Origin of the sequence: Dokdonia ponticola (assembly GCF_042653865.1) — a bacterium.
In the GTDB taxonomy this organism is placed as follows: Bacteria; Bacteroidota; Bacteroidia; order Flavobacteriales; family Flavobacteriaceae; genus Dokdonia; species Dokdonia ponticola.
Genome location: NZ_JBHSFV010000005.1, coordinates 263,552 through 288,091, shown reverse-complemented (window position 1 = coordinate 288,091; position 24,540 = coordinate 263,552). Strand labels below are relative to the sequence as shown.

Annotated in this window: 19 protein-coding genes; 7 read left to right on the top strand and 12 right to left on the bottom strand. The window is 37.2% G+C overall.

Translation table 11 applies throughout. The features are described from left to right. Positions 1-94: 94 nt before the first annotated feature. The 3 genes from cmk to lon all read right to left on the bottom strand — a co-directional run bounded on the left by cmk (position 95) and on the right by lon (position 4,840). Positions 95-787 (bottom strand): (d)CMP kinase, encoded by a 693-nt coding sequence (gene cmk, locus ACFO3O_RS10575; RefSeq protein ID WP_379978574.1) that lies wholly within the window; start codon positions 785-787, stop codon positions 95-97. A gap of 432 nt (positions 788-1,219) precedes the next feature. After that, the gene (gene porQ, locus ACFO3O_RS10570; protein ID WP_379978609.1) at positions 1,220-2,236 is read right to left on the bottom strand and encodes a type IX secretion system protein PorQ; all 1,017 of its coding nucleotides are present in this window, start codon (positions 2,234-2,236) and stop codon (positions 1,220-1,222) included. 153 nt (positions 2,237-2,389) lie between these two features. After that, positions 2,390-4,840, bottom strand: a complete 2,451-nt coding sequence (gene lon / locus ACFO3O_RS10565; protein ID WP_379978573.1) for an endopeptidase La — start codon at positions 4,838-4,840, stop codon at positions 2,390-2,392. Positions 4,841-5,453: 613 nt separating this feature from the next. Between lon and ACFO3O_RS10560 the strand changes: the two genes are divergently transcribed. From ACFO3O_RS10560 to ACFO3O_RS10545, 4 genes are read left to right on the top strand one after another with little or no spacing between them, the layout of a single operon-like run. Beyond that, a complete protein-coding gene (locus ACFO3O_RS10560; RefSeq protein WP_379978572.1) occupies positions 5,454-6,032 on the top strand; it encodes an RNA polymerase sigma factor in 579 nt (192 codons plus the stop codon). After that, complete coding sequence (locus ACFO3O_RS10555; RefSeq protein WP_379978571.1) at positions 6,001-6,549, top strand: hypothetical protein; 549 nt, start codon at positions 6,001-6,003, stop codon at positions 6,547-6,549. Before ACFO3O_RS10560 ends, ACFO3O_RS10555 begins: the two co-directional genes overlap by 32 nt. A 22-nt stretch (positions 6,550-6,571) precedes the next feature. After that, positions 6,572-7,657: a hypothetical protein gene (locus ACFO3O_RS10550; RefSeq protein ID WP_379978570.1), complete on the top strand. Its 1,086-nt coding sequence runs from the start codon at positions 6,572-6,574 to the stop codon at positions 7,655-7,657. A gap of 32 nt (positions 7,658-7,689) precedes the next feature. Then, positions 7,690-8,409, top strand: coding sequence for a head GIN domain-containing protein (locus tag ACFO3O_RS10545; protein ID WP_379978569.1), 720 nt, complete (start codon positions 7,690-7,692; stop codon positions 8,407-8,409). A 59-nt stretch (positions 8,410-8,468) separates the two neighbouring features. Here ACFO3O_RS10545 and ACFO3O_RS10540 read toward each other — a convergent pair whose 3' ends face one another. The 8 genes from ACFO3O_RS10540 to ACFO3O_RS10505 form a co-directional block, all read right to left on the bottom strand. Then, complete coding sequence (locus ACFO3O_RS10540) at positions 8,469-9,221, bottom strand: metallophosphoesterase (protein WP_379978568.1); 753 nt, start codon at positions 9,219-9,221, stop codon at positions 8,469-8,471. Positions 9,222-9,294: 73 nt separating this feature from the next. Continuing rightward, positions 9,295-10,359, bottom strand: a complete 1,065-nt coding sequence (locus ACFO3O_RS10535; RefSeq protein WP_379978567.1) for a hypothetical protein — start codon at positions 10,357-10,359, stop codon at positions 9,295-9,297. 177 nt (positions 10,360-10,536) lie between these two features. Next, on the bottom strand, positions 10,537-11,838 hold the full coding sequence (locus ACFO3O_RS10530; protein ID WP_379978566.1) for an MFS transporter: 1,302 nt from the start codon (positions 11,836-11,838) through the stop codon (positions 10,537-10,539). A gap of 66 nt (positions 11,839-11,904) precedes the next feature. Next, positions 11,905-12,732: a M48 family metallopeptidase gene (locus tag ACFO3O_RS10525; RefSeq protein WP_379978565.1), complete on the bottom strand. Its 828-nt coding sequence runs from the start codon at positions 12,730-12,732 to the stop codon at positions 11,905-11,907. Between the two features lie 44 nt (positions 12,733-12,776). Then, a complete protein-coding gene (locus ACFO3O_RS10520; RefSeq protein ID WP_379978564.1) occupies positions 12,777-15,173 on the bottom strand; it encodes a glycoside hydrolase family 31 protein in 2,397 nt (798 codons plus the stop codon). 160 nt (positions 15,174-15,333) lie between these two features. Beyond that, positions 15,334-17,250 carry a 1,4-alpha-glucan branching protein GlgB gene (gene glgB / locus ACFO3O_RS10515; protein WP_379978608.1) on the bottom strand — a complete coding sequence of 639 codons (1,917 nt, stop codon included), beginning with the start codon at positions 17,248-17,250 and terminating at the stop codon, positions 15,334-15,336. A 2-nt stretch (positions 17,251-17,252) separates the two neighbouring features. Further along, positions 17,253-18,521 (bottom strand): glucose-1-phosphate adenylyltransferase, encoded by a 1,269-nt coding sequence (locus ACFO3O_RS10510; protein WP_379978563.1) that lies wholly within the window; start codon positions 18,519-18,521, stop codon positions 17,253-17,255. A 7-nt stretch (positions 18,522-18,528) separates the two neighbouring features. Beyond that, on the bottom strand, positions 18,529-19,938 hold the full coding sequence (locus ACFO3O_RS10505; protein ID WP_379978562.1) for a glycogen synthase: 1,410 nt from the start codon (positions 19,936-19,938) through the stop codon (positions 18,529-18,531). 258 nt (positions 19,939-20,196) lie between these two features. On the opposite strand from ACFO3O_RS10505, the gene msrB (ACFO3O_RS10500) reads away from it, so the two are divergent. From msrB (ACFO3O_RS10500) to lpdA, 3 genes are all read left to right on the top strand, one after another. Then, the gene (msrB, locus tag ACFO3O_RS10500; protein WP_379978561.1) at positions 20,197-20,679 is read left to right on the top strand and encodes a peptide-methionine (R)-S-oxide reductase MsrB; all 483 of its coding nucleotides are present in this window, start codon (positions 20,197-20,199) and stop codon (positions 20,677-20,679) included. Between the two features lie 72 nt (positions 20,680-20,751). Continuing rightward, on the top strand, positions 20,752-21,144 hold the full coding sequence (gene msrB / locus ACFO3O_RS10495) for a peptide-methionine (R)-S-oxide reductase MsrB (RefSeq protein WP_379978560.1): 393 nt from the start codon (positions 20,752-20,754) through the stop codon (positions 21,142-21,144). A gap of 130 nt (positions 21,145-21,274) precedes the next feature. Beyond that, entirely contained in the window at positions 21,275-22,651 is a 1,377-nt protein-coding gene (gene lpdA, locus ACFO3O_RS10490) for a dihydrolipoyl dehydrogenase (protein WP_379978559.1), read from the top strand. Positions 22,652-22,721: 70 nt separating this feature from the next. Here lpdA and ACFO3O_RS10485 read toward each other — a convergent pair whose 3' ends face one another. Continuing rightward, positions 22,722-24,539, bottom strand: coding sequence for a hypothetical protein (locus tag ACFO3O_RS10485; RefSeq protein WP_379978558.1), 1,818 nt, complete (start codon positions 24,537-24,539; stop codon positions 22,722-22,724). Position 24,540: the final 1 nt, after the last annotated feature.

Here is a 24,540-nt window from a genome sequence, read left to right as displayed (position 1 = left end):
ATTATTGATTATATGTCCCTAATATAGATTGTCCATTTTAAAATTAAACGTACAACCAACTAACAGCTAACGATTAATAGCCAACAGCTACTGACTAAATACGCTTTGCTATACGGTCTTTAGCAAGCTGTAGGATCGTATGAAACTGATCTTCTACATTGGTTTCTGTGTTGTCAATTTCTATAGCGTCTGCTGCTTTTACTAAGGGAGAATCTTCACGAGTAGTGTCTATGGTATCACGTTCTATCACATTGCTCAACACAGATTCGTAGGTAACGGCATCCCCACGTTCTAGGAGTTCGTTATAACGTCTTTTTGCGCGTTCTTCAGCGCTAGCCGTCATAAATATTTTAAGTTCGGCGTTAGGAAACACAACCGTTCCTATGTCCCGACCATCCATAACAATTCCCTTAGCTTCGCCCATACGCTGTTGTTGTTCTACTAATTTAGCGCGAACTTCAGAGACGGTTGCAATAGGGCTGACAAAAGAAGACACCTCAAGTGTTCTGATATACGATTCGACGTTTTCTCCGTTCAAGCAGACATCTGCTTTTCCGGTTGAGGAGTTTTTCACGAAAGTGATCTCTACCTCATCTAATTTTTTAATCAAGGATTCTTTGTCAAAAAAACCATCACTTATGAGTCCTTCACGCATGGCATAGAGTGTTACCGCGCGATACATCGCACCTGTGTCTACGTAAATATATTCAAGCCAGTCCGCGAGTTGCTTGGCAACTGTACTTTTTCCTGTGGATGAATATCCGTCTATGGCAATGGTGATTTTCACGAAAGTGAGATTTAAAAACACGAAAGTAGAAATTAGAACGGTAGGGATGAAATAATATGTGATTTTTTATTGGGAAGCGAATCCTTGAAAATCGAAACTGAAAGTGAAATTTAGATTTAGATTTAGATTTAGATTTAGATTTAGAAAGTGTAAAGTATAAAGTTATACTGGATGCTGGATGCTGGATGCTGGATGCTGGATGCTGGATGCTGGATGCTGGATGCTGGATGCTAAAAATTATTTTTTTGAGATTTGGAACTTGTATTTTTTACTCCTGACATAGATTGACTACCATGCAATAGAGAACTACAAACAAAAGCTCCTCACCTCAGCGAGGGGAGGTGGATGTATTGAGGAACGAAATACAGACGGAGGGGAGTGTAGTTACTTATACTTACGATTCTTGTTGGGAAACAAAATTTACAATCTATCTTACTGCAAATCAATATTCAACCCAAACAAGCTACTTGCGGCTGCACTATTAAAACGCGCGTAGGCATAGTTAAAACGGATCTTATTAATCTTGATGCCAATCCCCGCGCTAATTCCTGCAAAACTCCGCTGATTAATAATACGTAATTCTTCACTACGTCTAAAGTTATAGCCTAATCTAATATTAAAACCGCTTCTTGGAAATAACTCAACCCCAACAATCGTATGCCGGATAACATTATCTAAAAAACCGATTTCTTCGCCTGTGGTATTCCCATCAAGATCTGTGATGCCTCGTGCTTCATTCTCAAACGCAATATTCCATAGTTGGAGGTTTTCAAAAGTAAGATGCCATCGTACTGGTACATTGGGTACGATTTGAGAAATTCCAGCGTCTATTTCTAGGGGTAGTTTTTCAAAGGTATCTACATACGGTGTAATTTGAGTTCCGAGATTACGTACCACAGCGGCAACATTGAGGTCCCATTTCTCATAATTATAAATAAATCCAAGATCTACCGCTACGCCCGCAGATGTAAACTGTTCTAATTTGGAAGTAATCAATTTTACATTGGCACCTACATGAAAATCTGTACGAGCGATATTAGTCGCATAACCAAGCGATAAGGCGGCTTCACCACCCCCAAAATCTCCTGTTGGATTTCCGTTTTCGTCTCTTCCATCAAAAGTTCCGTAATTAATATAGGTAATCCCTGCATGAATTACTTGGGTTCGTCTATCCCATAAATAGGCATAACTTGCTGTACCATAATTAATATCTGCCAGATAATTCACATAATTTACAGACAACTGATTGTCCATTCTGTAGTTAATCGTAGCCGGATTAAAGAGTGCAGAATCGGGATCATAATCATAATTAGTAATGACTTTACCGCCCAATGCTGCTTGCCTAGGAGAAGTTGTTAAATTAAGAAACTGATACGTCGCCCGACCTCCTAATTGCGCATCACAAAAGGTAACTGTAAAAAATAATACGAAAAATAAGTATTTCTGCATGCGACTCATTCTAGTCTTTGTACACTATGTCATTTTTGAGATGTATTAGGTACTATCACAAAACGCGTACAAGTATAATATATTTTGACAGGAGCATAAAATATAAAGGACGAGAATATATTCTCGCCCTTTTGTTTTTTAATCTACTAAAATTTAAAGCTTTTTTGCGTTTTTTACCTTCTGTTTTGTGAGTGCTAGTTCTAAAACTTCACTCATATCTTTTACATAGTGAAATGTTAATCCTTTGAGATACTCTGCTTTGATCTCTTCTATATCTCTACGGTTTTGCTCACACAAAAGAATCTCTTTTATTTTTGCACGTTTTGCTGCAAGAATTTTCTCTTTGATTCCTCCAACGGGGAGTACTTTTCCTCTTAAGGTTATCTCACCTGTCATAGCTAGGCTTTTCTTTACCTTACGTTGTGTAAATAAAGACACGAGAGAAGTTAACATGGTAATACCAGCACTCGGACCATCTTTGGGAGTTGCTCCTTCTGGTACGTGAATGTGTACGTTATAACTGTCAAAAATCTCAGGATTAAGTCCTAGTGCTTCTGCATTTGCTTTGATATACTCCATCGCAATTGTAGCACTTTCTTTCATCACTTTTCCTAGATTCCCTGTGATAGTCAAAAGCCCTTTCCCTTTAGACAAGGCCGATTCAATAAACAGGATGTCACCGCCTACTCTAGTCCATGCTAGTCCTGTGACCACGCCTGCTACCTCATTATTTTCATACTTATCACGCTCTAATCGAGGAGCACCGAGTACTTCAATGATATCCTCGTTAGTGACTTTGACGTTATACTCCTCTTCCATCGCGATGTTTTTTGCGCCATAGCGTACCATTTTTGCAATTTGCTTTTCAAGACCACGTACACCGGATTCTCTTGTATATCCTTCTACAATTTTTTCTAATTGAGGCTTTGCTATTTTAATCTGCGTATCATTCATTCCATGCTCTTTAATTTGCTTTGGTAATAAATGACGCTTTGCGATTTCTACCTTTTCCTCAATAGTGTATCCCGTTACATTAATGATCTCCATACGATCTAATAATGCAGGTTGAATGGTATTTAAGCTATTTGACGTAGCAATAAACATGACTTTAGAAAGGTCAAACCCCATTTCTAAGAAGTTATCATGAAAATCACTATTTTGTTCTGGGTCTAGTACTTCTAATAAAGCCGATGATGGATCTCCTTGATTTCCTGCACTTAATTTATCGATCTCATCTAGAACAAATACAGGATTACTGGTACCTGCTTTTTTAAGGCTTTGGATGATACGTCCCGGCATAGCACCAATATACGTTTTACGATGACCACGAATCTCAGCTTCATCTCGCATACCTCCTAAGCTCATACGCACATACTCTCTTCCTAGCGCTTCTGCTATAGATTTCCCTAAAGATGTTTTTCCAACACCAGGAGGTCCATATAGACACAAAATAGGCGACTTCATATCATTACGTAGTTTTAAAACGGCTAGGTATTCTATGATACGGCGTTTTACATCGTCTAGTCCGTAATGATCGCGATCCAATATTTTTTTAGCGCGTTTTAAATCAAACTTGTCTTTACTAAACTCGTTCCAAGGTAAATCTAGGAATAAATCTAAATAGTTACGCTGTATGCTATACTCCGCTACTTGCGGATTCATGCGCTGCATCTTCGCAAGTTCTTTCTGAAAATGCTTTCCAACTTTTTCATCCCATTTCTTGTCTTTAGAACGAATACGCATTTCTTCTATCTCATCTTCAGAAGAAACCCCTCCAAGTTCTTCTTGAATGGTTTTCATTTGTTGATGTAAGAAATACTCACGCTGTTGCTGACTCATATCACTTTGCACCTTACTCTGAATATCGATTTTAAGCTCCAATTTCTGGCGCTCCATATCCATAAATTTAAGGGTTTCCAAAGCTCTTTTGTGAAGATCATTTACTTCTAGTAACTGTTGCTTTTCTGCAACTGTAAGATTCATGTTAGAACTCACAAAATTGATTAAAAAAGAATTACTCTCAATATTCTTAATGGCAAAAGAAGCCTCTGATGGAATATTAGGAGAATCTTGAATAATTTGTAAAGACAGGTCTCGTATAGAATCGATGACTGCTTTAAACTCTTTATTCGTTCCTGAAGGACGCTTTTCTGGATACTCAGCAATACGCGCCATCATATACGGTTTTTCAGAAGTCACTTCAGTGATTTCAAAACGTTTTTTTCCTTGAATGATGACCGTCACATTACCATCAGGCATTTTAAGGACACGTAAAATACGAGCTACGACACCCACTTTATGAATATCATCCGCCGTAGGGTTTTCGACCTCTTCATCTTTTTGAGCCACGACACCTACAATCTTACTGCCTTTATTGGCCTCATCTATCAATTTGATAGACGTATCTCTTCCTGCCGAAATAGGAATGACAACACCAGGAAAAAGTACCATGTTACGCAACGGTAAAATTGGAATACTATCAGGAAGTTCTTCTCTATTAATCGCTTCTTCGTCTTCTGGAGTCATTAAAGGAATTAACTCTGCATCTCCATCTATCTCTTGCAATGACAATCTGTCAAGGGTTGTAAATTTTGGTTTTGCCATATTTTATATACGCCACTATGTCACATTTCTGATCGGGTGGCTTCTTTATTTTTTTGATTAATTATCAGCATATTACATTTCTGAAGGCGCAAAGCTACCTATATATGCTGTTTCTACTATATAGAAGTCAATTCTTGTGCCAGTTTATTAGTGAAACGCTATTTTGAAAAGTCCGAAAGGCGAATTCAAAATAGTTAGTTGAACCTACCTATGCCGGCAGGAAGGCTAATCCCGCTGTTTACTGAACTTGTTTCAGTATCTAGCGGGATCTTCGGCTTAACATCTCGACCATTGGATCGAAGTATAGGGTTCATGGGTTGCCCTAAGGTTCCATACCCCTTATTATTTCAAAAAGTATATTTTCTCTTCTTATATATCTTTTTTTTATGCTTTCGCGAAAAGAGATTCAGCCATTCTCAATATATTATTTCATAAGAATAACATTCTAAAACATAAGAAAAACAGGCATGAACGACCATTAATAGTAAGAAAACCAATAGTTTTATTATCCATAAAGTAAACTAACTACAATACATTCAAAATATTTTTTCACGAAAGTGTAACAAACCAAAAAAGGACGCATCTTTATAACAGAAGTAACCAAAACCACCAAGTGACGTTAACCAATCGCGATATTACAGATCTTATTCCTTTGTGTAAACAAGGACAGCAAAGTGCACAGCTGGAAGTCTACAACCGTTACTACAAAGCGATGTACAACACAGCCCTGCACATTGTAAAAGATACCGCCGAAGCCGAAGATGTCATGCAAGAAGCGTTTCTTAATGCATTTACAAAACTAGACAGCTTTAAAGGAGAAGCGACTTTTGGGAGCTGGTTAAAACGAATTGTGGTCAATAAAAGTTTAAATAGCTATCAACGTATCAAAAAATTAGATGAGACGCCTATAGAAGATCATTTATACCGCATTGAAGATGATACCGAAGGTATTACCGAAACCGATTTAAGTCAGGTAAAAGCACAACAGGTTATCAAAGCGATGGATAGTCTAAAAGACAATTATAGACAAGCACTCTCCCTTCACCTCATCGAAGGGTATGATTATGAAGAGATGAGTACCATATTAAATGTAAGCTATGCCAATTGCAGAACGGTTGTTTCTAGAGCAAAAGACAGTTTACGAAAAAAATTAAACGATTATGAAGAAGGACGACATAGAACAACTATTTGAGCGCCTAGAAGGGCAACTTAGTGTTCAAGAACCAAGTAAAGATCATAAAGCGCGATTTTTAGAAAAATTGCAAAGCGTACCACAAACTAAGGAAGTTCCCGTACGTAAATTCAACTGGTGGAAATCCCTAGCCGTAGCAGCTAGTATCGCACTGATTTGTATGGTTGTGCTTACACGAAATACACTACCTGAAGGAAGAGAACTTGCCGAGGTATCTCCAGAAATGGAACAAACCCAACAGTTTTTTACACAAACAATAGAAAAAGAGTTATTTGAAATTAATAAACAAGCCACCCCAGAAACACAAGCTATTGTAGATGATGCTATCAAAAGGCTCAAAACCCTTGAAACAGATTATGACAAATTAAAAAATGATCTCGCTACAAGTGGTCAAGATAAGAGAGTTATTTATGCGATGATTAGTAATTTTCAAAACAGAATAGACTTATTACAACAAGTACTTGAACACATAGACGCCATAAAAAAATTAAATGAATTACGTCCTTCTACACTATAGAAGACCTAATCACACCCATATTATGAAAACAAAAATATATACCTTATTCTTTATTCTGCTCGCAATTCCTACCGTTGCATTGGCATACAATGGGTTTAAAGGACAGTACACCAAAGAGAAGAAAGTCAAAAAAGAATTTACGGTCAACCCAGATGCTCGCTTAAAAATAGACAATAGTTATGGAAACGTAAATATTATCTCTTGGAATCAAAACAAAACAGTCATTGAAGTCTTCATTAAAACCAATGGTAATAACGAAGAAAGAGTACAAGAGAAGCTCGATGAGATTGAAGTTGATTTTAATGGGAGCGCTAGTTTTGTGAGTGCGACTACAAAATTTGATAGAGGAGGCGGACGCTCTTGGTGGAAAAGCTGGAAAAGTAGTAATGTGAATATGGAGATCCGTTATGAAATTAAAGTACCTTTAACCAACGATATTGACATTAGTAACGACTACGGAGGGATCACTATCAACGAGATTCAAGGCAACGCAAAAATAAGCTGTGACTATGGGCAATTTACGATTGGGAAGTTATTAGGTGATGATAATAGTCTCAACTTTGACAACACCCACAACGTAAGCATCGAGTATATGAAAAGTGGGCGTATTACCGCAGATTATTCTAGTTTCAATTTAGAAAAAGCCGATAAAATAGAACTAAACGCAGATCATACCAAAAGTGAATTTGGCGAAGTACAAGACCTTAACTATGTATGTGATTATGGCAAATTACAGGCAGAAATTGTTGGCAAACTCACAGGAAGAGGGGATTTTTTATCCACAACCTTTGAAACCATTCAAGGCGATGTCAACTTAAATACAAGCTATGGTTCCTTGCGAATCAACGAACTTGCCCCTAGTGCTGGTGATGTGGTGATTCAAAGTGATTTCACAGGTATCAAAATAGGGTATAATAGCACCTATAATTTCACTTTTAATATTTCCTTAGAGTATGCTGGCCTCAGTGGTGAAGATGATCTAGAAATCACAAAAAAACGTATCGAATCTTCAGATAAGTATTATGAAGGATATTACGGAAATGCCAATAGTCAAAATAATATTAACATCAACTCCGAATATGGCGGAGTTACATTCTCAAAATTATAATTAATATCAAATCAATCTAAAAATCAAACAGTATGAAAAAAGTAATCACAATCTGTCTCATCGTAGTAAGCGCATTGCAAGTTCAAGCACAATGGTGGGGAAAAGGAGAAAAAGGAAATGGAAACATTACTACAATCACTAGATCTGTAGGCAGTTATGATGAGGTAAACGTAGGAGGATCATTTGACGTAGAACTTGTAGCTGGAAAAGAAGGTACCATCACAATACAAGGAGATAGTAATCTTATGGAATACATTGTCACAGAAGTACGCGGCAATGCGTTAAAAATTAAAGTAGAAAATAACAAAAACATACGCCCTAGCAAGAAGATTAGAATCACGGTTCCTTTTGAAGAATTAGACGAAGTAACACTCGCAGGGTCTGGAAACATGTGGAATAAAGATGTAATTAAAACCACTAACTTTAAAACATCTGTCGCGGGTTCTGGTGATCTTACACTTAAACTCGATGCAAGTAGTGTAGATGCAAGTGTAGCTGGCTCTGGAGATTTAACACTCACTGGAAACAGTAGAGACATTGATGTAAGTGTAGCAGGTTCTGGAGAAGTACATGCAAAAGAATTAAGAGCAGAAAATGCATCTGTAAGCGTAGCGGGTTCTGGAGATATTTCGGTGTATTGTAGTAACAGTATCAGAGCTCGCGTAAGTGGCTCTGGAGATGTTGATTATTATGGCAACCCAAACAAACAAGATACTAAAGTCTCTGGGTCTGGAAATATAAAAATGCACTAAGTAACCTATACATATTCATATAAAAAAAGCGCTCGAGATGAGCGCTTTTTTTGTGCATACTATACAGATATTATCTTTTCTAGATTAAATGAATAATGCTCTTGAAGCCCCATATAACCAAATTGATTGGTCATCATTTTAGTACTTCCTATTTCAAAATCTTTTAAATTTCTGTGACTATGTCCATATATCCAATAATCAATATTGGAATTTAAAATAAAATTTGTTTTTTCAACACAAAACGCATCGTTAAGCAAACTATTTTTAAACTCAGCAGCCATACACAACTCACTTGGTAAATGATGGGTAACGACTACTTTTTTTCCTTCTCTCTGTACTTCGCTTTTTATAAATTCAAAACAAGCATCATGAAGTGCATTAAAATGATCAATAGTAAGCTTTTTGTTCTGATACTGTATTTTTCTAAAATCTGTCATTCCTCTTAAGACTGCAAGAATATTTTTTTGAATTCGAGACCATAATGTTGAAAATATAAAATAAACTCCGTCTATCGTTTCTGTATGATTATTTACAAGAAATACATTACTCCTAATAGCTTCTCTAGTAGAGACTAATCCAGTAGATACATCATAGCCACCATAATATTCGTGGTTCCCTGGAATCAAGTACACAGCCTTAAAATCATCAGATACTTTTTTTATAAAATCAAGCGTACCCATCTGATCATTTATATAAAAAGTATCTCCTGCTATAATTAATATATCCCCCTTAGGAACTAATGGGTTTTCTAAAATCCAATTTCTGTTTTGCACTAATTCTAAATGTAAATCAGAACATATTTGAACCAACATATCTCATTTTATTATAAAAAAAGAGGCAGTAAAACCGCCTCTTTTTAGTATTTCTATGTATCGCAGTAATTACTTACACTTCTATATCTATAATACCATTTGTAATGGTGATAATTTCTCCGTCAGCATTCATCATAGGACCTGTGAAGGTTCCAATGATAACCATTCCATCATTCTCAGTTATATTGCTTGAAAATTGAGTTTCTCCATTCAAAACAGGTGTATATGAAACCCCGTCTATGGTCAATACCACACTTTGAAGTATGTTTTCTCCTGTTTGTTGTAGTACTACATTAAATTGAAAGGTATCGTTTACATCTACATCCGTGGCGGTCACTTCAAAGGTTGAACCATTAATAGGTGCTTCTGCTACATTAAAGTTTTTAAAATCTCCATCTATAGTCATACGCACAGGACCATCATCTTCTGGAGGTGAGCAGTCACCAAGTTCGTCAATAATTGCTTGTAAACTTCCGTTTTCATCTCCACAAGCAACGATTTGTTCTTGTAAAGCAAATGAGTAATTACCACAAGCTTCTGTATACGCATCTGCATCTGTAACATCAACCATATCAAATATGGCAAGAGCTTCTTCGCTAGCAGTAATGGCGTCAGCACAAGCCGCATCTACACACGAGAGTCCATTAATAGTAGCTTGAATACTTCCATCTGCATCTCCACAAACGGCTAATTGAGTTTCTAAGGCAGTTCTGTATGCATTACATAACTGAACTTCGTTTTCTGGAGACGCATTGGCAAATGCTGTTTGAGCAGCTATTGCGGCAGTTGTGGCCGTATCACAATTGTTTGATGAATCGTTACAATCACTAAAGCCACTTACGATTACAGAAATTGCTGGGTCATTAATATCAGTATCACATGCTAAAATATAAGCATCTAAAGCATCAGACACCGCAGCACAAGCAGTAATTATTTGTTCTGGAGGTGCATTTAGAAAAAGTTCATAGGCCTCTTGAAGCGCTAATGATGCGGCTAGACATTCTTCCGTATTGGTTGTAATTACTTGTCCGTCGGGTGTAGTAAAGAATTCTCCTTCTAATTGCTCGTCATCACAAGAAATAAAAGTTGTGGCTAAACATAATAAAAGAAAAGATAAATAGTAGGATATTTTTTTCATGCTTATGTAGGTTTGTAAACTTGTAACGCAAACTTAAGTAAAATATTCTACTCTTATTTACTAAAATGTTTCAATATAAAGGGGAATCCTTTTTTATACGCTTTCAAAGAGCGTAGCGATGCAGGAGTTTATGCTGAGTTTGACGAAGCGCGAAAGCTTACACTGCAATAAAAAACACTATTCTTTGCCTTCCTTTGGGACCCTTCTTAATAGTAAAACCCCCACTCCAAAAAACAGAATCAAAAAGATAATAGAATATCGCATACTCCCAGTGAGTTCCTGCATGGCAAGAAACATAAGCATTCCAAAAACAATTCCTATTTTTTCTGAAACATCATAAAAGCTAAAATAGGAAGTCGTGTCATCTGTCTCTGGAAGAAATTTAGCATAGGTAGAGCGTGAAAGTGCTTGTACACCTCCCATAACAAGGCCCACTACCCCTGCTGTAATATAAAATTGAATAGGTGTATAGACAAAAAATGCCCACGCACAAATAGCGATCCAAATCAAGTTAATCACAATAAGTGCATTGATATTCCCAATTTTTGAAGATAGCTTTGATGTTAAAAACGCTCCTAATACAGCTACCAACTGAATTAATAAAATACTGGTGATAAGTCCTAATGTTTTATCAGTCTCTCCCCAATCTAACTCTTCTGCTCCAAAATACGCTGCTGCTAGCATCACCGTTTGCACGCCCATACTGTAGACAAAGAAAGCAATCAAATATCCTTTTAAACGAGGTTTATGTTGCATCTCTACCCATATTGCTTTGAGTTCTCGAAAGCCTTGGTAAAAAACATTCTTAGACAACTTCCCGTCACTTTTATTTCCTTTAGGTAAATAGATATAGGTATACTGACTAAAAACAATCCACCAAACACCTGTGAGTACAAAAGACCAACGCATCATTTTTACTTTATCTTCTCCATTTTCCTGACTCATAATTAAAGCTAAGCAAGCAATTAGAAGAATCACACTTCCTACATATCCTAAAGAAAAGCCTTTGGCGCTTATGCTATCATGTTGATCTTTGTTTGCGATGTCTGGCAAGTATGAATTATAAAACACTAAACTGCCCCAAAAACCAATGAGAGCAAGAAAGTAACAGGAAAGGCTTACATAAATGTGATCTATAGAAAAAAGGTATAATCCTATGGTACTCAATGCCCCTAAATAACAAAAAAGTTTTAGGAAAAATTTCTTGTTTCCCAAAAAATCAGCTACCCCAGAGAGTAAGGGTGAGATGATCGCAACCACAGAGAAAGCGACTGCTGTAGTCGCAAAAATCAAGGAACTGCTCTTCCACTCTTTTCCGAAAACAACAAGGGTATCTATTCCTTTTATTTCAAAAATAGCATCATAGAATATGGGAAATATCGCCGATGCAATTACTAAGCTATATACTGAATTTGCCCAGTCGTAAAATGCCCAAGAATTTAAGAGCTTCTTGTCTCCTTTTTGTAATACTTTCTTCATTCCACTAAAATAAGAAAGCTACACGATTGTGTAGCTTTCCTTATAATAAATTATTTTAAATATTATTTATTTAAATGTAGTCACGCCAAATTTTGCTGCTTCTTGTTTCGCAAAGGGTGCTTTGGCAGTAAGATTTGCAATTCTTGTATCATTAGAAGGGTGTGTACTTAATATTTGTGGTGGCGCTTGTCCATTACTCGCTTCTTTCATGCGTCTCCATAAGTTAGCTGCCTCCTCAGGATTATATCCAGCTATTGCTGCAATCACAATACCAATCTCATCAGCTTGTGTCTCGTGAGAACGACTAAAAGGCAACATCCCTCCTACTTGTGAAACAAGCCCATACGCTTGCATCCAAGTCGCTTGTTGTTCTTGACTTTGCCCTGCAACGCCTGTTCCAACAGCTACACCTAACGCTCCTATTTGCTGTAATTGTGCAGCACTCATACGCTGTGCGCCATGATCTGCGAGTGCGTGGGCCAACTCATGCCCCATCACCATTGCGAGACCCGTCTCGGTTTGTGTGATTGGTAAAATACCTGTATAGACGACAATCTTACCACCTGGCATACACCAAGCATTGACAGTGCTATCTTCTACGAGGTTATATTCCCATCTGTAATCTTTTAGATAACCAGGTTCTCCTAGTGAAGTAAGATATCGTTCAGCAGCAACAGCAATTTTCTCTCCTACACTTTTTACCATATTTGCATCAGGGGTCCCTGTAAGCACTTTACTTTCAGAAAGAAACTGATCATATTGTTGAAACGCCATCGGAAACAGCTGAGCATTACTCACAAAATTCAGTGTTTTTTTACCTGTAAAAGGACTTGTCTTGCAGGCACAAACTAATACAATAGTCAGTAAAAAAGTAAATAATTGCTTTGTTTTCATAGTCATCAATTTTTAGTACTCTAAAGTTACAAATTATCTGCAATTTACGATAGATGCAGTTCGGTAAAACCTTTAGGTACGATCAAAGAACAGGTTTTATCGTCATACTGAACACTTTTTAGAGATACCTTGGTATTGTCTAACTCAATCGTTTTTATTTTAAAAGGCAATCCTATCAAATGAATCCTGTAAGTATCATAAGGCGTAATGTACGTTCCTCTTTTGTGTTGTTGTATAATCCAATCATCTTTACGACCAGACATTTTAAACGTTCTGAAGCTATATCTTTCTTTAGTATAATCATATCCGTCTTGTGCATCTTCATAAAGATCTGACGAATTTTTTCCTAGAGCATAATAGACTTCAAGCTCTACTTGTTCTAATTTTTTCTCTCCTACGTATTGTTGAATAGGATATTTAGGAATGATAGCACCTGCTTTTACAAATAAAGGCATACTATCTACATCGGCATCTACCCATTGTTCTTTTCCTCCTTCTACAGGAAGTTTGTCCCAGTAATTATACCAAGTTCCTCTTGGAATATACATACGCCTACCTTTTGCATTTGGCTCTAAAACAGGGCACACTAATATCTGATGACCAAATACAAACTCATCTGTTCTATAATGTGTCTGCGGATCGTCTTGATCAAAGTACACCAATGGTTTTAAGAGCGGTGTTCCGTTTTGAGTATATTCATAAAACATGGTATATAAATACGGCAGTAATCGATAACGAAGGTTGATAAACTTACGAGCAATATCAGTCACGCCTGGATCAAATGCCCAAGGTTCTTGATCTCCATGATGCCCCGAAGAGTGTGTTCTACAAAATGGGTGAAACACACCTAATTGGATCCATCGTGCGTATAATTCTCCTGTGGGTTGCTCAGCAAAGCCTCCAATATCAGTTCCTGTAAATGACATTCCAGAGATACACATACGCTGCACCTGAATATTTGCTACCCATAAATGTTCCCAACTTGCAATATTATCACCTGTCCATGAAGAGGTATATCGTTGTGCACCACTATACGCAGATCGAGTAATTACAAAAGGCCGTTTGGGATAGGCAAACTTTTTTACACCCTCATAGGTCGCACGTGCCATTTGGGTTCCATAAATATTATGTGCTTTTCTGTGACTACAGGGATTTCCATCATAGTCATGACGTACATCGGGTGGAAATGTTTTTCCTGGCACCTCCATAACGGCTGGTTCATTCATATCATTCCACACGCCTTTTACCCCTATGTCACCTATCAATTCTTTAAAAAGTCCCGCCCACCAAGTACGTACTTCTGGATTGGTATAATCAGGAAAGTTACATTCTCCTGGCCACACTTTTCCTTTCATATACGGTCCATCGGCACGTTTACAGAAATAATCATTTTCAACACCTTCTTGATACACACTGTAATCTTTGTCTATTTTGATCCCTGGATCTATGATGACAATAGTTTTAAAACCATCATCTGCAAGTTCTTTGACCATGCGTTTTGGATCGGGGAAGTATTCTTTATTCCATGTAAAACAGCGAAAACCATCCATGTAATCGATATCCAGATAAATTCCATCACAAGGAATCTGAAGTTCTCTAAACTTCGCTGCAATTTCTTTTACATTGCTTTCTGGGTAATAACTCCATTTACACTGTTGATACCCCAATGCCCACATAGGTGGTAATTCTGGAACTCCTGTAAGATTCGTGTAACTCTTTACCACATCAGACATAGAAGGGCCGTAAATGAAATAATAATTCATCTCACCTCCTTGTGCCCAAAAACTCGTTACACTCATACGTTCTTGACAGAAATCAAAAAATGTTCTAAACGTATTATCAAAGAAAATCCCATAGGATTTCTTTTTGTTGAGTCCTATGTAAAAAGGAACACTTTTGTAGATCGGATCTTGATCTTTTCCAAAAGCATATTGATCTGTTGCCCAGTTTTGCACTCGTTTTCCACGTAGGTTCATATGCATAGGCTTATCCCCTAATCCATAATAACTTTCAGCATGTTGTGCTTTTTTACTCATTTTTACGATGTTACCACCGTATTCAAAGCTTTCTTCGTAATGAAAACCAAGTTCATCCTCATTGATCAGTTCTCCTTCATGATCATAAATCTTTACTTGTAGACTTAATTTCTCTATGTGAACCACTAATTTTTTGGTTGTCACAATATAATGGAGTTCATCACTGGTTACTTCCAGATGATTGTATCCTCTATGTGCATCTTCATCGATGGCATAGGAGAAATCATTTTCAAAAGCACCGCCTGTAGCATATCTAAAACGCAACACACTGTCTCTTATGACAGTGAGCTGTAGGATTACATGATTTTCAGTTTTAAAATATAAGGTATCGACTTCTTTATTAAAATCTATAATTTGGTTGGGAAATTGATTCCCTTTTTGTTGTAATTCGGTATTAATAATCATAGCATCATCATTTTGTTATTCAAATAAACACTATCTATTTAAAAGATGGAAATTAATCGTAATAAGTTATTAACGCTAACGTTTTCGTAGTGTGGTTATCTTGTTTTTTTGTGATTTTGAGTGCGCTTTCGCGAAAGCGTATACCCTCTTTTTCCCTTAATTAAAGTTTCACTTTTAATTCCAAAACGATCCCAGCTAGCGGTGGCACCATAATTTCTGCTGAATGAGTCTTACCATTCCATGAAGTTTTAGAAACCGTCATTTTTTTGTTGTGGTATTTTCCTGTTCCTCCATACATAGATGCATCACTGTTGAAAATTTCGAGCAAGCTTCCCTTTGAAGGTAATCCGATACGGTATGTAGGACGAGGTACAGGGGTCATATTAAATACCCCAACAATAAGCGTATCAGGGCTATTTCCTCTACGTATATAGCTCAACACAGCATTTTCACTATCATCATGAGCAATCCATTCAAAACCTTCTGGTTCAAATTGCTTCTCATATAATGAGGGCGTTGATCTGTATAAATGATTGAGATCTGCTACTGTTTTCTGTACGCCTTTATGATTGTCATATTGTAACACATACCAATCAAGTTGTCCCTGAAAATCCCATTCGGTTCCTTGTCCAAACTCACTTCCCATAAAAAGAAGTTTTCCTCCTGGATGGGTATACATATAGGAATAGAGCAATCTAAGGTTTGCAAAGCGTTGCCATTCATCACCAGGCATACGCCCTAAAATGGATTGCTTTCCGTAGACCACCTCATCGTGTGACAACGGTAACATGAAGTTTTCTGTAAACCCATAGGTCATACTAAAACTAATCTCATTATGATGATGATTTCTATATAACGTATCACGTTTGAAGTAATTTAAGGTATCGTGCATCCACCCCATCATCCATTTCATCCCAAAGCCTAACCCTCCTGTAAATACAGGCTTACTTACCATAGGGAAACTGGTAGACTCCTCGGCGATGGTTTGTACATCTGGGAAACTGGCATACACTTCTTGATTGAGCTCTTGTAAGAAACTAATCACCGCTAGGTTTTCTCTTCCTCCCTGATCATTAGGTTCCCATTCGCCTTCTTCTCTACTGTAATCTAGATATAGCATAGAAGCAACTGCATCGACTCGAAGACCGTCTACATGGTACTGGTCTAACCAAAAAAGGGCATTACTTATCAGAAAAGAGCGTACCTCATTACGTTCATAATTAAAAATCAATGATTTCCAATCTGGATGATAGCCCTTACGACGATCTGGGTGCTCATAGCAAGCGGTTCCGTCAAAATTCCCTAGACCGTGTGCATCTTCTGGAAAATGAGAAGGTACCCAATCTAAGATTACACCAATATCATTTTGGTGTAATGCATCGATCAGTGTCATTAATTCTTCTGGATATCCAAAACGAGCCGTCGGTGCAAAATATCCTGTAAGTTGGTATCCCCAACTTGGATCGTAGGGATACTCCATAATAGGCATGAACTCTACATGCGTAAAATTCATTTCTTTTATGTAGCTTACTAACTCAGTTGCGAGTTCTGAATAGCTTAGACTTCTATTTTCTTCTGTGTTTCGTTTCCAAGATCCTAGATGTAATTCATACACAGAGTAAGGTGCTTGTAAGCTATTGTGCTTATGTCGCTTTTTCATCCACGCTTTATCTTTCCAGACATGGTCTGTACTGTACACAATAGAAGCTGTTTTAGGCGGATGTTCTGCGCGTCTTGCAAACGGATCTGCCTTTTCGGTAATGATCCCGTTATGGTTAGAATGTATCTTGTATTTATACGTATCACTATGACCTACTTTTGGAATAAATCCTTCCCAAATACCACTTGAATCCCAACGAACTTGAAGTTTGTGTTGTCCATCTTGCCAGTGATTAAAATCACCGATCACTGATACTTGGTTTGCAGTGGGTGCCCATACGGCAAAATAGGTGCCTTTAACACCATCTACAGTGCAAATATGCGAACCCATTTTTTCGTGCAAACGAAAATGCTTTCCTGCTTTAAACAGCGAAATATCAAAATCTGTAAAAAGACTGTAGGTTTGTACGTTATCCATCATTAAATAATGGTTCCTGAAGGGATCAAAGCTCCATTTTTAACTACGACGATTCCATCTCTTACCACATAGGTATCTGTCTCTGAATCTTCCAAATGCTTTCCTCCTGTGATACGAACATCATCTCCTATCTTGGCATTTTTATCAATGATACAGTTTGTAATAAAACAGCGATCTCCAATCCCTTCATGAGGGATTCCCTTAGCACGGGCAGCATCAATTTCTTCTAGGTCTAAGAAGCGATTACTTCCCATCACATACGAGTTTTCTATCACCGTTCCTTTTCCAACTCTTGAACGTATTCCGATGACAGAATTTGCAATGCGACTTCCGTGAATGATACTTCCTTCGGCAACAATAGATTTCTCTAGTGTAGTTCCAGATATCTTTGTGGGTGGTAATACACGAGGACGGGTTAATATGCTTCGATCTCTGTTAAATAAATTAAATTTTGGGATATCTGCAGTGAGGTCAATATTGGCTTCAAAGAAAGAATCAATATTTCCTATATCTGTCCAGTAGCCTTCATAGGCATAACTTAATACTTTGTGTTCACTAATGGCTTGAGGAATAATTTCTTTTCCAAAGTCATTAGTATCTGTTCCATCTAATAATTCAATTAATAAGTCTTTATTAAAGATATAGATTCCCATTGAAGCTAGGTAGTGTTTCCCATCTTTCTTCATAGCGGGAGACACATTAGATTTCCAATCTGGCAAAAGACTTGTTTCTGGTTTTTCTATAAAAGAACTAATAGTTTGATCATCATTGGTTTTTAAAATCCCAAATGAGGTCGCGTCTTTTGCATTTACAGGTAAGGAAGCGATACTAATTTTGGCATCTGAAGCAATGTGGGCTTCTAGCATTTCATTAAAATCCATTTGGTATAATTGATCTCCAGATAGAATGAGTATATATTCAGACTCATAGCCTTTAAAATGGTGCATACTTTGACGCACGGCATCTGCCGTACCTTGAAACCATCCTTTATTTTCAGGAGTTTGCTCTGCTGCAAGGATATCGACAAAGGCATCAGAAAAATAGCTAAACTGATAGGTATGTTTGATATGCTTATTTAAAGAAGCTGAGTTAAACTGCGTCAACACAAACATACGTTTGATATTTGAACTTAAACAGTTAGAAATAGGAATATCCACGAGACGATACTTCCCTGCAATCGGTACTGCAGGTTTTGATCTCATTTTTGTAAGTGGATATAATCTTGATCCTTGTCCTCCTCCTAAAATAATAGCTAATACCTTTTTATTCATTTTTCGTCTATTTTAACTTATTATATAAAGATACATACATTTGAGCTGATTTTTCCCAGCTATGTTCTATTTGCATCATTGTTTTTTGAATTTCTTTAAATTTCTTTTGATCCTTAAAATGTGTAACAGCCCTACCTACACTATACACAACATCTTCTACTGAGGTGTTATTGTGGCAAATCCCAAAACCATTTTCTTCTCCAAGATCAATCACGGTATCTTTTAGTCCTCCAGTACTTCTCACAATAGGCATACAGCCATAACGTAAGGAGTACATTTGGTTCAATCCACAAGGTTCTACGCGACTAGGCATCAATAAAAAATCGGCTCCTGCATATACTTGATGAGACATGCGTTCTTGATATCCAATATAGGCATTATAACGACCTTTATACTTTTCTATAAGATCGGATAATTGAGTCTCGACTTCGGGTGCGCCTGAGCCTAATATAATGACATTAATATCATATTCTTGTAATGCTTTATCTATCATTTCTGGCAAAACATCGGCGCCTTTTTCCCATACCAAACGACCAATAAACCCAAAAAGAGGTTTAGTAGAATCTAAGCCAAATTCTTCACACAAGGCTTCTTTATTTGCTTTGCGTCCAGATTGTCGAGTGCGGATGTTGTAATTTTTATGTAAATAGACATCGGTGGCAGGATTCCATGTTTCGGTATCTATTCCATTTAAGATTCCTTCGCATTTTGCACTTTCATGCGCTAGTAATGACTCCAATCCATTTGCTTTTTGTTTTAATTCTTCCATATACGATGGAGAAACCGTGTTCACCCCCCATGCACATTTTATGGCAGAAGCCAGCGGGTTGATCATTCCCCCCCAGTCAAGAAGACCTATATCGCTTTCGCGAAAGCGTGGTAAAATTCCTCCCATTTCATGAGGAAATTGCCCCTGATATTGGGCATTATGAATAGAGAGCACGGTGGGAATACGTTTAAGTAGTGAAAAATCCTCACATCGATTCATCATAAAAGGAACTAATCCTGTGTGATGATCGTGACAGTGCACTACATCTGGCAGTTGTTTCTGCTGTAATATCCACTGAAGCACTACTCTTTGAAAAGCCATAAAACGTAATGGATCGTCTTTATAACCATACACTTCTTTACGATCTGTTAGGCCTGTGACACGAACCAAAAACAAGGAATATCCCAAAGAAGCATCCTCTACGGACAGCACCTCTGCAAAATACGTTTTTTGCTCCATCACAAGGTTAAAACAAAAATCGACCACTGTCATTGCTTTCTTGACATATGCCGTTTCATAGTACGGCATGATGACTGTGGCATTGTTTCCTATCCTATTTTGATATTTAGGTAAGGCACCTACTACATCTCCTAAACCGCCTACTTTTGCTACAGGATAGCACTCTGCACTCACATGTATAATGTTCATATATATTGGTTGATTTTTATGAGTCCAATAATTTAAGACAAATCTCTTGTTTTACGCGTATTAATTTGTGAAAAATACATTAAAAAATCGATACATTTAGTTCAACTAAATAGGAAAATAAGCTAACTATTATGTCACTAGTGTATTTACAACGTTGTAGTACTATTTAAGTATCTTCATTTTTAGTATGTCATTTTAGAATAGTTTTAACGACAAAAAATTCGATAAATCGTATTTTTACAAAAAAGAAAAAAAGCCATGATTAAACAATGCGCCCTTGCTTTATTTATAGTACTACTAGTAAGCTGTAATGGTAAAGCACAAGAGAAAGAACCTGAAGTATTTCCAGTTCAAAAAACAGATGCTGAGTGGAAAGCCCAATTAACAGAAGACCAGTATTATATTTTACGTCAAGAAGGTACCGAGCGACCTTTTTCTAGTGAACTCAATAAAAACTACAGTAACGGAACTTACAAATGTGCTGGTTGTGGCACAGCTGTTTTTGAAGGGAAACATAAATTTGACAGCGGTACTGGATGGCCAAGTTTTGATCGCCCTGTTGAAGGAAATGTCGCTTACTCAACAGATCGAAAGCTAGGATACACCAGAACAGAAGAGCATTGTGCAACTTGTGGCGGTCATTTAGGACATGTCTTTAATGATGGTCCAAGGAACACCACAGGGAAACGCCACTGCATTAATGGAGATGCCTTAGTATTTGAGCCTGAAGGAGAAGAATAAAAGACTACACATACAAATGTGGTTTAGAACTAATTTTAAAAAGATTTCCGTCTTCACGGAAATAATAATATTATGAAAAAATATCCCGTTGATAAAACAGAAGCCGAGTGGCTAGAGGAACTAGGTCCAGAACGTTATGCGATCCTTAGAAAAAAAGGAACCGAACGCCCTTTTACAGGAACATACAACCTCCACTCGGAAGATGGTACCTATCAATGCGGGGCTTGTCACACGAAACTATTTGATAGCACCAGTAAATTTGATAGTGGATGCGGATGGCCAAGTTTTGATGCTGCTATCGAAGGCACTGTAGAATACATAAGAGATACAACATTGGGTATGATACGCACCGAGATTGTATGTGCTAACTGTGGATCACACTTAGGCCATGTTTTTAATGATGGCCCCACAGAAACGGGACAGCGATACTGTGTAAACTCAGCTAGTATTGACTTCAAAGAATAAGTATTTTTAAAAATAATAAGGTATTAATCTTCAAATTAGAATCCTAAAAAAACACTTTGGGGTTTTAGTTTTAAGATATGGTGTTTAATATGTATTTTCGCACTATATAATAGACCAAAAAAATCTAACTATGAGCAAGTACGATGTGATCGTTTTAGGGAGTGGCCCTGGCGGATATGTAACAGCTATTAGAGCTTCTCAACTGGGTTTAAAAACTGCAGTTGTAGAAAAAGAAAGCCTTGGAGGTGTATGTTTAAATTGGGGATGTATTCCTACCAAAGCATTACTAAAAAGTGCCCAAGTTTTTGAATACCTTAAACACGCAGAAGATTACGGTCTTAAAGTAGAAAACGCTGATAAAGATTTTACAGCTGTTGTTAAGCGTAGCCGTGGCGTAGCAGAAGGAATGAGTAAAGGAGTTCAATTCCTAATGAAAAAAAATAAAATAGATGTCATTGAAGGCTACGGAAAAATTAAACCTGGCAAGAAAGTAGATGTCGATGGAAAAGAATACAGTGCAGATCATATCATCATAGCAACAGGTGCTCGTTCTAGAGAACTACCTAGTTTACCTCAAGACGGAGAAACGGTGATTGGGTATCGTAAAGCTATGACTTTAGAGAAACAACCTAAGAAAATGATCGTGGTTGGTTCTGGTGCTATCGGTGTTGAGTTTGCAAGTTTCTATAACTCTATGGGTACAGAAGTAACTATTGTAGAGTATATGCCAAATGTAGTTCCTGTAGAGGATGAGGACGTTTCAAAACAATTTGAGCGCTCTATGAAAAAAGCTGGTATTACCGTGATGACAAATAGCTCTGTAGAGAAAGTTGAAAAAACGGAAAATGGCGTAAAAGCTACCGTCAAAACTAAAAAAGGAGAAGAGGTCTTAGAAGCAGATATTGTATTATCTGCGGTAGGTATTAAAACAAATATTGAAAATATAGGCCTAGAAGATGTAGGTATTGTTGTAGATAGTGATAAGATTATCGTAAACGATTGGTACCAAACAAATATCCCTGGTTACTACGCTATTGGTGATGTCACTAAAGGACCTGCACTTGCTCACGTAGCCTCTGCCGAAGGAATTACGTGTGTAGAGAAAATTGCTGGAATGCACGTTGAAGCGATCGATTATTCTAACATCCCAGGATGTACATATGCAACTCCAGAAATTGCAAGTGTAGGAATGACAGAAAAGCAAGCTAAAGAAGCTGGTTACGAGCTTAAAGTAGGTAAATTTCCATTCTCTGCCTCTGGTAAAGCCAGCGCTGCGGGAACAAAAGATGGATTTGTAAAGGTGATTTTTGATGCTAAGTATGGAGAATGGCTAGGATGCCATATGATCGGTGCAGGGGTTACAGATATGATTGCCGAAGCTGTACTTGGACGTAAACTAGAAACTACTGGTCATGAAGTTTTAAAAACGATTCACCCACACCCAACGATGAGTGAAGCCGTCATGGAAGCTGTAGCAGATGCATATGGTGAAGTGATTCACTTATAGAAGCTAGTATTAATTCATAAAAAAACCTTATTCAGTTGAATAAGGTTTTTTTATGAATTAGTTTTATATTTTAATTAGAGGTAGAAGGAATTGAACCAATATTAAAAGAAGGGATTGGCAACCTCAGCCCAAAATACCAATAAGGATCTCCTGTAAATACATTAATGGCAATTCCAGACTGAACATAATCGTGAAGTATGGACACCACGATACCAGTTCCTAACTCTGGTACATCGTCGCCGTCAAAATCTGGAGCAGAGATATGAAGACCAATTCCCCAGTCCAAAATACGATTATAAGCAACACTTTTTCTTCGTATTTTCTGATCAAATAGTCCTTTAAAAATTAAATTATAGTAAGGAGCCATTTGAAATTGTGTTTGTACATTGGTTCTAGCCAACGGATCTGCAAAAATAACACCTACCGTGCTTTCTATATGAGGTAACACTCTAAACATGTACACCTCTCTATTCTCGGTATAGATGGTTTTCTGTTTTGTCGCTATTTCAAACTTAAATGCGATTCGATCGCCTCCTTGTCGAATACCCGTTGTGTACAAATCCAAATCAGCTTGATTTGGCAGATCTTTTAAGGATAATTTAAAAACCTTATTGCTAAATTTCAATAACCCAAAATCTACAGGAGCTCCTTGCAAGAGTTCTTTTAGTTTATAAATATTTGTTTTTTCCAATGTGGTATCTAGCCACGTTTCTAAGTGGTCTTTTAAATTCGCTGCAAGCTCTTCTAATGCATCAGCGTTTGTAATGGTATCATCAAGCAATGTTTTAATGTCATCATACACCTTCGTAGCTTGAGTTAATAATGCCTTTCCATCGCTTTTAATAAAATCTAAGTCGGTTTCTATTTGTGATAACACTTGTATCACGGGTAACTGATCATTTATAGATAAGCTCTCATAATAGGAGATACGTTGTTTTACCGTGCTTTTAAAATTCTCAATATTTGTTTTAAGAGCATTTATTTCTGTAACAATAGGTGTAATATTATCACCGACTATTTGTTGTGCTTGTATGCTTAAAGAATCTACAAGCGAATTGAACTGCCCTGTAAGTACTTCTTCTAGTTGTTTCACTTGTATATCGATGGTGTTCTTGATTACAGATAAACCTTTGTCCTTATTCTCTTTTGCTAGTGCAGTCGCTTCTTGTAAATCTGCTAGTTGTTTTTCAGTAGGGAGTATTCTCCATCTGTCTACTTCATAAGAAGGTTGCGGTTCAATAGAATCAAAACCAGGAATATGCAGAGCTGTATTTTGATTATTTTTCTTGTACAACCAAGCACCAAACTGAACATAGACCCCTTGATCTTGAGCAAAGTCGTCTACTTGCTTGGTCATGCGATCTAATTCTACTTGTGCTCGTTGATAGGTAGGTCCTGGTCGTATGCTAACATTTCTATCATTGGGATCTCCAAACTCAATATAGGGACTCACATCCCAAAGTTCTACGACAGAGATGGCAGATTGCTGCATGGCAGCTGCCCACTTTTTATTTAGATCAGGTTTTTCTTTAAAGGTTTCGTAATTATACGAATTTAACAGACTATCGAATGCTTTGAGAACTTCTTTACGTTCTTTTAGTGCCTTGGTAAGTTTCTCTATTTTTCCTGCAAGATCATCAGGTAATCCTGTGGTATTTTTTTCCAATTTAGATGTAATCACCCCCATATCTAAATCGATTTGCAAAATACTATTGATATCTACCACACGATTATCAGTGTACAGAGAATCTTTTTTCTGATACCCTCCATCTCTATCTTTTTCTAAAATAGAAAAAACAGATACGTTATCTTGCCCATAAGATATAGTTACTGAAAAGCAAAAGCAGTAAAGAAATATAAGAGCGCGGAAATATATTTGTATACCCATA